This is a genomic window from Pseudomonas sp. AC016 (genome assembly GCF_979253365.1).
Genome location: NZ_CEEDCC010000001.1, coordinates 2634551 through 2647179, shown reverse-complemented (window position 1 = coordinate 2647179; position 12629 = coordinate 2634551). Strand labels below are relative to the sequence as shown.

11 protein-coding genes are annotated in these 12629 nt (G+C 58.8%); 3 read left to right on the top strand and 8 right to left on the bottom strand.

The window, feature by feature from the left end; translation table 11 throughout:
• Positions 1-63 precede the first annotated feature (63 nt).
• The 8 genes from AC0IXS_RS11965 to AC0IXS_RS11930 form a co-directional block, all read right to left on the bottom strand.
• Positions 64-1986: a PrkA family serine protein kinase gene (locus tag AC0IXS_RS11965; RefSeq protein WP_004885332.1), complete on the bottom strand. Its 1923-nt coding sequence runs from the start codon at positions 1984-1986 to the stop codon at positions 64-66.
• 285 nt (positions 1987-2271) lie between these two features.
• On the bottom strand, positions 2272-2595 hold the full coding sequence (gene glpE / locus AC0IXS_RS11960) for a thiosulfate sulfurtransferase GlpE (RefSeq protein ID WP_004885333.1): 324 nt from the start codon (positions 2593-2595) through the stop codon (positions 2272-2274).
• Positions 2592-3494 carry a symmetrical bis(5'-nucleosyl)-tetraphosphatase gene (locus AC0IXS_RS11955; protein ID WP_057409935.1) on the bottom strand — a complete coding sequence of 301 codons (903 nt, stop codon included), beginning with the start codon at positions 3492-3494 and terminating at the stop codon, positions 2592-2594. The genes glpE and AC0IXS_RS11955 overlap by 4 nt, the downstream gene beginning before the upstream one ends.
• Entirely contained in the window at positions 3494-3874 is a 381-nt protein-coding gene (gene apaG / locus AC0IXS_RS11950; protein WP_025993453.1) for a Co2+/Mg2+ efflux protein ApaG, read from the bottom strand. Before apaG ends, AC0IXS_RS11955 begins: the two co-directional genes overlap by 1 nt.
• A 116-nt stretch (positions 3875-3990) precedes the next feature.
• Complete coding sequence (gene rsmA / locus AC0IXS_RS11945; RefSeq protein ID WP_471824694.1) at positions 3991-4797, bottom strand: 16S rRNA (adenine(1518)-N(6)/adenine(1519)-N(6))-dimethyltransferase RsmA; 807 nt, start codon at positions 4795-4797, stop codon at positions 3991-3993.
• Positions 4794-5783 carry a 4-hydroxythreonine-4-phosphate dehydrogenase PdxA gene (gene pdxA, locus AC0IXS_RS11940; protein WP_471824692.1) on the bottom strand — a complete coding sequence of 330 codons (990 nt, stop codon included), beginning with the start codon at positions 5781-5783 and terminating at the stop codon, positions 4794-4796. Before pdxA ends, rsmA begins: the two co-directional genes overlap by 4 nt.
• The gene (locus AC0IXS_RS11935; protein WP_004885338.1) at positions 5780-7102 is read right to left on the bottom strand and encodes a peptidylprolyl isomerase; all 1323 of its coding nucleotides are present in this window, start codon (positions 7100-7102) and stop codon (positions 5780-5782) included. The genes pdxA and AC0IXS_RS11935 overlap by 4 nt, the downstream gene beginning before the upstream one ends.
• Complete coding sequence (locus AC0IXS_RS11930) at positions 7083-9863, bottom strand: LPS-assembly protein LptD (RefSeq protein WP_057409932.1); 2781 nt, start codon at positions 9861-9863, stop codon at positions 7083-7085. Before AC0IXS_RS11930 ends, AC0IXS_RS11935 begins: the two co-directional genes overlap by 20 nt.
• Before the next feature lie 129 nt (positions 9864-9992).
• Between AC0IXS_RS11930 and AC0IXS_RS11925 the strand changes: the two genes are divergently transcribed.
• The 3 genes from AC0IXS_RS11925 to AC0IXS_RS11915 are packed head-to-tail and all read left to right on the top strand — an operon-like array spanning position 9993 to position 12495.
• Positions 9993-11018, top strand: a complete 1026-nt coding sequence (locus AC0IXS_RS11925; RefSeq protein ID WP_122668073.1) for an aminoglycoside phosphotransferase family protein — start codon at positions 9993-9995, stop codon at positions 11016-11018.
• A gap of 41 nt (positions 11019-11059) precedes the next feature.
• Positions 11060-11734 (top strand): N-acetylmuramate alpha-1-phosphate uridylyltransferase MurU, encoded by a 675-nt coding sequence (gene murU / locus AC0IXS_RS11920; protein WP_057409930.1) that lies wholly within the window; start codon positions 11060-11062, stop codon positions 11732-11734.
• Positions 11731-12495 carry a TerB family tellurite resistance protein gene (locus tag AC0IXS_RS11915; protein WP_057409929.1) on the top strand — a complete coding sequence of 255 codons (765 nt, stop codon included), beginning with the start codon at positions 11731-11733 and terminating at the stop codon, positions 12493-12495. The genes murU and AC0IXS_RS11915 overlap by 4 nt, the downstream gene beginning before the upstream one ends.
• Positions 12496-12629 lie beyond the last annotated feature (134 nt).

The following is a 12629-nucleotide window of genomic DNA, read 5'->3' as shown; positions in this document are numbered from 1 at the left end:
AAACAGCACCTCAGACGAACCTACGCCCGCCTGAGGCTTACAGCCTGCCGCTTGCCGCTGCCATTACTGCGACTTGCGTACGCGCAGATACCATTCGGAGAGTAGACGTACCTGTTTATCGGTGTAGCCCCGTTCAACCATTCGAGTGACAAAGTCGTTGTGCTTCTGCTGGTCTTCCTTGCTGGCCTTGGCATTGAAGCTGATGACCGGCAGCAGGTCCTCGGTGTTGGAGAACATTTTCTTCTCGATCACGACACGCAGCTTCTCGTAGCTGAGCCAGGTCGGGTTCTTGCCGTTGTTGTTGGCGCGGGCGCGCAGCACGAAGTTGACGATCTCGTTGCGGAAATCTTTCGGGTTGCTGATACCGGCCGGTTTCTCGATCTTTTCCAGTTCCTCGTTCAGTGCCACACGGTTGAGAATCTCGCCGGTCTCCGGATCGCGGTATTCCTGATCCTGAATCCAGAAGTCCGCATAGAGCACGTAACGGTCGAAAATGTTCTGCCCGTACTCGCTGTAGGATTCCAGGTAAGCGGTCTGAATCTCCTTGCCGATGAACTCGATGTAGCGCGGCGCCAGGTATTCCTTGATGAAGCGCAGATAACGCTCGCGCGTTTCAGCGGGGAATTGCTCCTGTTCGATCTGCTGTTCCAGCACATAGAGCAGATGCACCGGGTTGGCCGCGATTTCATGCGGGTCGAAGTTGAACACCTTGGACAGAATCTTGAACGCGAATCGGGTCGACAGACCGTTCATGCCTTCGTCGACGCCCGCGCTGTCGCGGTACTCCTGGATCGACTTGGCTTTCGGATCGGTATCCTTGAGGTTCTCGCCGTCGTACACCCGCATCTTGGAATAGATGTTGGAGTTGTCCGGCTCCTTGAGGCGCGACAGGGTGGTGAACTGCGCCAGCATCTTCAGCGTGTCCGGTGCGCAATGCGCCTTGGACAGAGAGCTGTTGAACAGCAGCTTGTCGTAGATCTTGATCTCGTCGCTGACCCGCAGGCAGTAAGGCACCTTCACGATATAGATACGGTCGATAAAGGCTTCGTTGTTCTTGTTGTTGCGGAAGCTGTGCCATTCCGATTCGTTGGAGTGCGCCAGCAATATGCCGGTAAACGGAATCGCGCCCAGCCCCTCGGTACTGTTGTAGTTGCCTTCCTGAGTGGCGGTCAGCAATGGGTGCAGGACCTTGATCGGCGCCTTGAACATCTCGACGAATTCCATCAGGCCCTGGTTGGCCCGGCAGAGCGCGCCCGAATAACTGTAGGCGTCGGCGTCGTTCTGCGGAAACTCTTCCAGCTTGCGGATATCGACCTTACCGACCAGCGCCGAGATGTCCTGGTTGTTCTCGTCACCCGGTTCGGTCTTGGCCACAGCGATCTGGTTGAGAACCGATGGATAGAGTTTCACGACCTTGAACTGACTGATGTCGCCCCCGAACTCAGCCAGACGCTTGGTCGCCCAGGGCGACATGATGGTGCTCAGGTAGCGCCGCGGGATGCCGAAGTCTTCTTCGAGAATGGCACCGTCTTCATTGGCATTGAACAGGCCCAATGGCGATTCGAATACCGGCGAGCCCTTGATGGCGTAGAACGGGACTTTTTCGATCAGTTGTTTGAGTTTTTCAGCCAGAGACGATTTACCACCGCCAACCGGGCCGAGCAGATAGAGGATCTGCTTCTTTTCTTCCAGGCCTTGAGCGGCATGACGGAAATACGAGACGATCTGGTCGATGCATTCTTCCATCCCGTGGAAGTCTGCAAACGCCGGATAGCGACGTATCACCTTGTTGGAAAAAATTCGCGACAGCCGCGAGTTGGCGGAAGTATCCACCAGCTCAGGTTCGCCTATGGCCAGCAGCAGACGTTCTGCCGCCGAAGCATATGCGCTGCGATCCTGTTTGCAGAGCTCAAGATACTCCTGCAGCGAGAGCTCTTCCTGACGTGTGGTTTCAAAGCGTTGTTGGAAGTGGCTAAAAATACTCATGACGTCACCTCGCTCGATACGTTGAGCCGGCGGCGGATCGTCAGTCGATGCTGGCAGCAGCTGAGTATCCAGATGCCGTTTACCCCCCAGAACACCATAAAAGTAACTACCGATGACCCACGCGCCGGTGTACCGGCTCTCCCCTGATTTCGGATGGCCTAGGCTAAGGATAGTTCGGATTCGGAAAGATAAAGAAGGGATGAGCGAGAAGACGGGCTGACCGTTCGTCAGTTGGGGTGCGAGCCCGCGTAGAACGCGGGATCGACTGTCATAAAAATATTTTTTTCAGTTGCCTTGTACGGTTTCGGCCGGAAAAGTCGAGCGCCACAGCTCGAAGCCGCCGTCCACGCTGTACACGTCCGAGAATCCCTGACCCACGAGATAGGCCGCTGCGCTCTGGCTGGAGTTGCCGTGATAGCAGATCACCACAAGGGGTTTGTCCAGATCGGCTTTGGCGATGAAGTCGGCGATCGAGTGGTTGTCCAGGTGCTGTGACTCGGGAATGTGGCTGCTCTCGAACGTCTGGGCGTCACGAACATCGACCACGACCGCGCCTTGCTCGCGCAGTGCCTGAGCCTGTTCGGGGGGGATGCGTTTGAAATCGGTCATTGCGTGGGCTCCTGAGCCTGTGGCGGCTGATGACGGCTGGCGTCTGCCGGTATTCGGGTGATGGTCGGTGTTGCAACATGGCCGACAGCATCGCAATTGCATTGATGGCGTTCAAGGGTATCGACGTTGAGCAGTGTCATGGCGCCGCCCCACACGCAGCCGCTGTCGAGCGCGAAGACGTCCGGCTCGTCACAGCGACCTTCAAGCGCGGCCCAGTGGCCAAAGATGATCTTCACCGAGCGGGTCTTGCGGTTCTTGTGAGTGAACCAGGGAGCGTAGCCAGGCTTGGCCGTCTCGACGCCTTCCTTGCCCTTGAGGTCGAGCTTGCCATCGCTGGTACAGAAACGCATACGCGTGAAGTAGTTGGTGATGACTCGCAGCCGGGTGACACCAGTAAGGTCGTTGTCCCACTTGGCAGGCTCGTTGCCGTACATGCCGTCCAGAAACGGTTCATACAGGTTGTCTTCCTGCAGAGCCTGTTCGACTTCGGCCGCATGCTTGAGCGCTTTCTTCAGCGACCACTGGGGTGCGATTCCGGCGTGGACCATGGCGACATTGCGCGATTCGTCGTAATGCATCAGTTTCTGCTGGCGTATCCAGCCCAGCAGTTGGTCACGATCCGGCGCTTCCAGGATTTCACGCAACGTGTCGCCTTTTTTCAGGCGCTCGATGCTGCGTGCGGCGGCCAGCAGGTGCAGGTCATGATTGCCCAGTACGCAGACCAACGATTGCCGGATGCCGTATAGGAACCGGAGTGTCTCCAGCGACTGGGGGCCGCGGTTGACCAGATCGCCCACCAGCCACAATTGATCCTTTTCAGGATCGAACTGCACATCGTCAAGCAGGCACTTCAGCGGATCCAGGCAACCTTGCAGGTCGCCGACGGCGTACACCGCCATCAGTGAAGGGCACCCGGAACGGCAAGGCGGAACGGGGCGATGACGGCGTCGAAGCGTTTGCCGTCTTCGGCCAGCATCTGATAAGAGCCCTGCATGTTGCCGACCTTGGTCGTCATCACGGTGCCGCTGCTGTACGTGTGGCTCTGACCAGCCTTGATCAGCGGTTGCTGACCCACCACGCCTTCGCCACGGACTTCCTCGACGTGGCCGTCGCCATCCGTGATGACCCAATGCCGGGACAACAGCTTGGCAGGCAGCTGGCCATTGTTCTGGACCGTGATGGTGTAGGCGAACGCGAAGCGATTCTGCTCGGGTTGGGACTGTTCTGCGAGGAAGCGCGTGACGACGCTGACGTCGACCTGATAACGGGAATCGGACATTCAGTAGGCCTTGAAATCCATAGCGAAAAAAACGGAGTGCTCAACAGCAGCATCAGTCTAGGACAAGTAAACGAAAAATGACCAATGGCCGTCTGCCGTTTACCTGTTACCAATGCTTACTCCGCGACGGCTTTCTCGCCCAGCTTGTCGGCCAGACGAACGAAAGCGGCCAGGTCCAGTTGCTCCGGACGCAGACTGCCGTCTACACCCGCAGCGGTGATGTCGTCACTGCTCAACAGCAGTTTGAGGGTATTACGCAGGGTCTTGCGACGCTGGTTGAAGGCTTCGCGTACGACGCGCTCCAGCAGGCGGTGATCCTTGGCCGGGTGGGGCAGGGTTTCGTGCGGCACGAGGCGCACGATGGCCGAGTCCACCTTGGGCGGCGGGTTGAACGCGCCAGGCCCGACGTTGAACAGGTGTTCCACGCGGCAGTGATACTGAACCATGATCGACAGGCGACCCCAGTCTCCGCCGCCAGGGCCTGCTGCGAGACGCTCGACCACTTCTTTCTGCAGCATGAAGTGCATGTCGCGGATCAGGCTGGCGTTCTGCAAAAGGTGGAAGATCAGCGGTGTCGAGATGTTATACGGCAGGTTGCCAACGACTCTCAGACTGCGAGGCTCGTCACCCAGGCTGTTGAAGTCGAACTTCAGCGCATCACCCTGATGCAGGTTGAAGTTCGGCTTGCCGGCGAACTGGCTGTTGAGGATCGGTATCAGGTCCTTGTCCAGTTCCACGACATCCAGGTGGGCACCGCTGTTGAGCAGGCCTTCCGTCAATGCGCCCTGACCCGGACCGATTTCCAGCAGACGGTCTTCGGGTTTGGCGCGAATCGCGCGCAGGATCTTGTCGATAACGCCTGCGTCGTGCAGGAAGTTCTGCCCGAAACGCTTGCGCGCCCGGTGTTGGTATAGCTCGGTCATGAATGGGTCTCGGCCATCTGGTAGGCGGTTTGCAGTGCGACGTGCAGGCTGCCGGTGTCGATCTTGCCACTGCCCGCCAGATCCAGCGCGGTGCCGTGGTCGACGGACGTACGGATGATCGGCAGGCCCAGCGTCACATTGACGGCTGCGCCGAAGCCTTTGTACTTGAGTACGGGCAGGCCCTGATCGTGGTACATCGCCAGCACCGCATCGCAGTGCTCCAGATATTTGGGGGTAAACAGAGTGTCGGCAGGCAGCGGACCACGCAGGTCCAGGCCGTCGCTGCGCAGACGCTCCAGAGTCGGTTCGATGATGTCGATTTCCTCGCGCCCCAGATGCCCGCTTTCTCCAGCATGCGGGTTCAGGCCACACACCAGGATGCGCGGGTGAAGGATGCCGAACTTGTTCACCAGATCGGCATGCAGAATGCGCGTGACGCGTTCCAGCCGGTCCGGGGTAATGGCATCGGCAACATCGCGCAACGGCAGGTGTGTGGTGACCAGTGCGACTCGCAGGTCGCCAGTGGCCAGCATCATCACCACCTGCTCGGTGTGGGTCAGCTCTGCGAGGAATTCGGTGTGTCCGGAGAAGGCAAAGCCGCCTTCGTTTATCACGCCCTTGTGCACCGGGGCGGTGATCATGCCGCTGAACAGGCCGTCGAGGCAGCCTTGTCCGGCGCGTGTCAGGGTTTGCAGCACGAACCCGGCGTTGGCCGTGTTCAGCTCACCCGTGACCACCGACGCCGCCAGCGGAGTATCCCAGACATACAGGCTGCCCGCAGGAGCGGGCGAGTCGGGGAGGGCATCTGGCATCACGTCGAGCAGGTTGACGGCCACGCCCAGTTGCGCGGCTCGCTCGGTGAGCAGGTCGCGGCTGGTAATGGCAATCAGGGGGTGTGGCTGAGGCTGCGTGGCGAGCAGCAGGCAAAGGTCGGGACCTATGCCGGCCGGCTCGCCGGGTGTCAGGGCGAAGCGCTTTGGTTTCACTGAGCAGCCTGGACTGCGCCAGGAAGCTTGATTTCAACGTAGGCTTCGTCACGGATCTGACGCAGCCAGGTTTGCAGCTCTTCGTCGTACTTGCGGTTACGCAGTACGTTCAACGCTTGCTGATCACGAGCCTGACTGGTGGCGTCCGTGGCGCGACGGCCCAGGACTTCCAGAACGTGCCAGCCATAAGCAGTCTTGAACGGTTTGGAGACCACGCCCTGAGGCGTCTCGGTCATCACTTCACGGAACTCTGGAACCAGCGAGTTGGGATCGACCCAGTTCAGGTCACCGCCGTTGAGCGCCGAACCCGGATCTTCCGAGAAGCTCTTCGCCAGTTCGCCGAAATCTTCACCGTTTTCGATGCGGTCATAGATCTTGGCAGCCAGACGCTTGGTTTCTTCTTCGCTGCGGATTTCGCTTGGCTTGATCAGGATGTGGCGCACATGCACTTCATCGCGCATTTGAGCCTGACCCTGTCCACCGCGCTTTTCCAGCAGCTTGAGGATAATGAAGCCGCCCGGTGTACGCGCCGGAGGCGTCACGTCACCAATTGGCATCGAACTGAGCATGTCGCCGAACGGAGGTGGCAACTGGGCTGCCTTGCGCCAGCCCATGTCGCCGCCTTCCAGCGCGCTTTCGCTCGACGATTTTGCAATCGCCATCTGTGCGAAGTCGGCACCTTTCTTCAACTGGTCGTAAACGTCCTTGGCCCTGCGCGCTGCGGCCTGAATGGCATCGGACGATGCACTGTCAGGCGTGGCGATCATGATGTTGGCCAGGTGAAACTCTTCGGACAGCTGAGCCTTGCCCAGATCGGAGGCCAGGAAGTTCTTCACTTCCTGTTCGGAGACCTGGATACGCTCGGCCACACGACGCTGGCGCACACGGCTGATGATCATCTCGCGACGAACCTGCTCGCGTGCATCGTTGTATGACAGACCGTCATGGGCCAGCGCTGCACGGAACTGGTCAACGCTCATGTTATTGCGCTGAGCGATGGTGCCGATGGCCTGATTCAGTTCTTCGTCAGTGACGCGAATGCCGGAGCGCTCGCCGATCTGCAACTGCAGGTTTTCCAGAATCAGACGATCCAGAACCTGCTGCTGCAGCGCTTCGGCGGGCGGTACGCCCGACCCGCGCTTGGCGATGGTTTGCTGAACTTCACGAACACGCTGGTCCATCTGGCTTTTCATGATCACGTCGTTGTCGACGATGGCCACGACACTGTCCAGAGGCTGAACCGCTGCATGCACAGCACCGCTCAGGAGTAACGCGCCCAGCATCAGCGGGCGCAGACAATCAGAAAGCTTGGTCTTCACGTTCACGATAACCTTGGATGCCTTTGTCGAGGAAGCTCTCTACTTTGGCGCCGGTCACGCCGCCGAGTCCCTTCAACACGATTTGTAGGAATATGCCGCGGTCGCCTTTTTCGTTCTGAGGCTCGGCCTGGCTGGATTCGTCGTAGTCAATCCAATAGCGGTTGATCAGTCGCATTTTCCAGCAGCAGTTATCGTATTCGAAGCCGCCGAACGCCTCGAGTGTACGATTACGGTTGTAGTCGAACTGCCAGCGGCTGATAACACTCCATTGCGGCACAATCGGCCAAATGACCGAGAAGTCGTGCTGCTGGATCTTGTAGTAATCCTTCACGTAGTTCGGATCACCCGGACGACCGTAGTCGCCGCCACCCACGATCCAACGGCCAGTGCTTTCGTCGTAACGAATCTGGTCATTGCGATAGCGATAGCCGAGGTTGACGACCTTGTTCGGGGTGTCTTCAGGCTGGTAGTGGAAGAACGCACTGCCCGAACGGGTGCTCTTGCTGTCGGGATCCCAATTGAAGTCGGAGTTGAAGCGCCAGTCGCGGTTGAAACGGTATTCATATTCCAGCGCGTAAGGAGAGACCTTGGCCTGCGCGTCGTCGCGGTCTTCAAAGACCACACCCGGAAGTTGAACCTTGCGATCTGCGAAATACAGAGCCTGGCCGATACTGAGGCGTTGACGTTCGAAGCCGTTTTCCTCTATCCAGCGATTGGTCACGCCCAGAGACAACTTGTTCTCGTCACCGATGCGGTCGGAGCCGGAGAAGCGGTTGTCACGGAAAAGCGACGCATAGTTGAACGTACTTTCGCCAGAGTCGAATACCGGGATGTCGGTCTGATCCTTCTCCGGCACGTAGAGGTAGAACAGTCGAGGCTCAAGGGTCTGGCGATAATTCTTGCCGAACCATTGGGTGTCACGGTCGAAGTACAGACCGCTGTCGACGCTGAAGATGGGTACGCTGCGGCTCTGGCTGCTGCTGTACTCCTCGTCTGCCAACAGCGAGTTCTTGCCCTGGCTGTCCAGGTCAAGCGCGTACTGCGTATAGACATACTTTAGCTTCGGCGTCAGGAAACCGTAGTTCCAGTTCATCGGCAGGCTCACTGCCGGAGCCAGATTCAGGCGGTCTCCATTGGCCCGGGCGATACCGGAAATGTTGGAGTCCAGACGTCGCTCGGCAATACCGTCTTCATCGATGAAGGTACCGTCACGCAAATCCCGGTCGAAACGAACGGCTTCTGTCTGATACTCGAACTTGAGACCACCGGGGCTGTAAGGCAGTACGCCGTCCAGGGAAATCTGAGGCAGTCGGTTGTAAGGCGTAATTTTGGAGACGGTTGCCAGCTTGTAGGCCTGAGCATTGAGCGTCGCCGTGTAGCTTGAGCCACGATAGATCAACGAGCCCTGCTGGTTGAGGAAGTCAGTTCTTTCTACTCCAATCTGATCGCTTTCCAGATCCTGGAAATAGTACGGGTCGCTGATATCGGTGTAGTCGACCTTTGTCATCAAGCGCGAATCCAGCCCGCCCTTGTGCTGCCAGTTGATCATCCAGCGTGTCTTGTCGTAATCCGACTGCAGCTTGCGATCATCGTTTTCGTCATTCAGGTAACCGCCGCCGAACTGGCCTTCGCTGCTCTTGGTCAGGTAGCGGAACTCACCTTCCATTAAGAGACCGCGTTTGGCCATGTACCGCGGGTACAGCGTGGCGTCGTAGTTCGGCGCCAGGTTGAAGTAGTACGGTGTGACCAGCATGAAGCCGGTGTCGGTGCTCGTAGAGAAGCTCGGCGGCAGGAAACCGGACTGGCGACGGTCGTCGATCGGGAAGTAGATGTACGGCGTGTAGAGTACAGGTACGTCCTTGACCCGCAGCGTCACGTTGGTCGCAGTGCCGAAACCGGTGGCCGGGTTCAGCGTGATGTTGTTGCCTTTGAGCGTCCAGGCGTTGCTGTTCGGCTCGCACGTGGTGTACGTGCCGTCCTTGAGACGAATGATCGCGTTCTCGGCACGCTTGGCGTACAGAGCGTTACCGCGAATGTTCGATTTGTGCAGGACGTACTCGGCGTTGTCGACACGGGCTTCGCCTGTGTCGAGCTGCAGTTCGGCCTTGTCGCCGACGATCAGCGCGCCGTTGTCACGCAGACGTACGTCACCGTTCAGCTCGCCACGGTTCTCGGCCTGATGCAGGGAGGCTTCCTGAGCCTGTACCTGCATGCTGCCCTGACGTAACACGACGTCACCAGCAAGGGTCGCAACCTGTGCTTCCTGCTCGTAACGCGAGGCTTTTGCACCGACGAACATCGGTGCATCGCTCATCTTCGTCTTGTCGTCCATACCCGGGCGAATCGGCTCTACGTAGGCACCCGAGCAATACGGACCGGTTTCGGCCAGTTGTGCTGCGGTGAGCTTTTCACGAGGAACCCAATCGAGGTGACTGTAGTCAGCACTACGCGACCTCAGGCCTTTGCCCTTGGCTTCGGTCACCAGTTGCGTGGTCGCAACTGGTTCGCCGGCGGAAGTGCTTTCCGAGGTCACAGTACCGTTGGAACTGACCGACGTCGTGCTGTGCACGGGGCGCGGAGGCAGTTCAACGGCAGCGGTGCCGGATTTAGGCGCACAATTCCAGGCACCCGAAGCAGAGACTGAGCAGTCATACTGTTCCGCGGCAACCACGAATTGAGTGGCCAGAGGTTGCATCGCCAGCAGACTGCCGGTTACGAGCAACGGAAATTTTTTACGAAACGCGGGGGATTTCAATGCCATCTTATTAGTCCGGGCTTCCTGCGCGCCATCTGCCCGCGGGGGGGCCGCACGCCTCTCGATGGGCTGAAAAAGATTCCGGATAATAAAGCATGACCCGCTTGACGGCTAGCGCCGTCGGAGACCCTTGTAATGCCAGATCAAGATATACGCCTGCAATCCCTGAAAGTTTGGCTGGATCAGCAGTTGCCAGCGCTGTTCGCCGCGCAGAATTGGGGCGCCGTACCCCCGGCCACGTTGACTGCGGCCAGTAGCGACGCGAGTTTTCGTCGTTATTTCCGTTGGGAGGGCGAAGGGCGAACTTTTATTGTGATGGACGCGCCGCCACCCCAGGAAAACTGCAAACCGTTTGTGGATATCGCTCATTTGCTGGAAAAGTCCGGCATAAATGTTCCGAAAATTTATGCCGAGGACCTCGCGCAGGGCTTTTTGCTGCTCAATGATCTGGGGCGTCAGACTTATCTGGACGTGATCGATGCCGATAACGCGGATGCGTTGTTTGCCGACGCCATCGAGTCGTTGCTGGCTTATCAGCAGTTGCCGATGGATGCGCCGTTGCCCAGTTATGACGTGGCCTTGCTGCGCCGTGAACTGGAGCTGTTTCCCGAGTGGTACGTGAAGCGTCATCTGGGCATCGACATGGACGAGGCGCAACTGGCTGACTGGCAGCAGGCCAGCGATTTGTTGATCGAAAGTGCGCTGATACAGCCCAAGGTGCTGGTGCATCGCGACTACATGCCTCGTAACCTGATGATCAGCGAACCCAATCCGGGCGTTCTGGATTTTCAGGATGCCGTGTATGGCCCGGTCACTTACGACATCACCTGCCTGTTCAAGGATGCGTTCCTGAGCTGGCCGCAGGAGCGCGTCAGCGACTGGTTGAAAATCTACTGGGACAAGGCGCGGGCGCTGGGCATTCCGGTCCATGAAGACTTCGCTGCGTTCGAGCGGGCCAGCGACCTGATGGGCGTACAGCGTCACTTGAAGGTCATCGGAATCTTCGCACGCATCTGTCACCGCGACGGCAAGCCGCGTTATCTGGGCGACGTTCCACGCTTTTTCGCCTATATAGAAGCCGTTCTTTCGCGACGTCCGGAACTGGCGCAACTGGGCCAGTTGCTGACCAGCCTGCAGCAGCCCGTCGAGACAGCCGTCTGACTCATTTTGAAAAAGGTACCGATTGTGTTGAAGAGGACTGCATGAAAGCGATGATTCTCGCTGCCGGGAAAGGCGAGCGCATGCGCCCGTTGACCCTGCACACGCCAAAACCTCTGGTGCGCGCAGGTGGTGTGCCTTTGATCGAATATCACCTCAATGCTTTGCGTGAGGCCGGGTTTCACGATCTGGTCATCAATCATGCGTGGCTGGGTCAGCAGATCGAAGACTGGCTTGGCGACGGCCAGCGCTTCGGTCTGAACATCCGTTACTCCCCTGAAGGCGAGCCGCTGGAAACCGGTGGCGGCATCTTCCGCGCCCTGCCTTTGCTGGGCGACGAGCTTTTTGTGGTGGTCAATGGTGACATCTGGACGGACTACGACTTCGCCTCGCTGCGTCGACCGCTAACGGGGCTTGCGCATTTGGTGTTGATCGACAACCCGGCGCATCACCCGACGGGGGATTTCTCGCTGGTTGATGGTCAGGTACTCGATGACGATTCGGCCGGGCACCGTCTCACCTACAGCGGTATCGCGATTCTGCATCCTCGACTGTTCGCCGGCTGCGAGGCGGGCGCGTTCAAGCTGGCGCCGTTGCTGCGTGATGCCATGCGTGAAGGGCAGGTAACCGGTGAGCATTTCAGCGGACGCTGGGTGGATGTCGGTACTCATGAACGGCTGGCCGAAGTGGAGCAGTTGCTGGCGGGACGTACTGAATGATCTGGCCGGGCACACTGGCAGGCGCTGGTATCGGGTACGCGATTGCCGACATACCCGGTGCGATGCTGGGCGCCTTGCTGGGGCAGGCGCTGGACCGTCGATTGAAACTGTACAGCTGGGCGCATCTGCGTGAGTGTCTGGGTGGTCGCCCGGCTGTTCATGACGATGAGTTGCTGTTCGTGCTGCTGGGGCGCCTGGCCAAATGTGACGGGCGCGTGGTCGCCAGTCACATCCATCAGGCGCGGGTCGAGATGCAACGACTGAGCATGGACAAGGCGGGTCAGTTGCGTGCAATTAATGCGTTCAAGCGCGGCAAGGACGGTTCCGATGGGCTGCGCAGTTATCTGCGAGGTTTGCGTGATCAACCGGACAAGGCCGAAGGATTGTTACATGCCTGTTGGCGAATGGCGTGGGCCGATGGCAAGGCGTCCCGGGCCGAGCGCGAGCTGATTGGTGTGTGGGGCATGTGGCTGGGCTGGACCGAGCCGCAGATCGAGGCGCTGGCCGCCGAACATGATCCGATGAAGCGGCCGTCAATCGGCAGCACTGACGCCTACAAAGGTGCACTGCTGTTGCTGGGCGTAAAGGCCGACACCGATCCTGTGACCATCAAGCGTGCCTACCGGCGGCTGCTCAGCCGCCACCACCCGGACAAGATCGCAGGCTCGGGCGCCAGCTCATTGCAGGTGCGTGTGGCGACCGAGAAAACCAGCGAACTGCACAACGCCTATCGACTCATCAAGGGGCGCCGCGGGTTTTAGTGATGATTCTGCGCGTGGATGTGTTCTGAATACCCCGATCAGTGGGAGGCGGCTCTTATCAAACAACCTGCAACTTACTGAAGGAACGCGATTTTTTTGTAGGAGCGCGCTTGCCCGCGATTGCGTCATGTCAG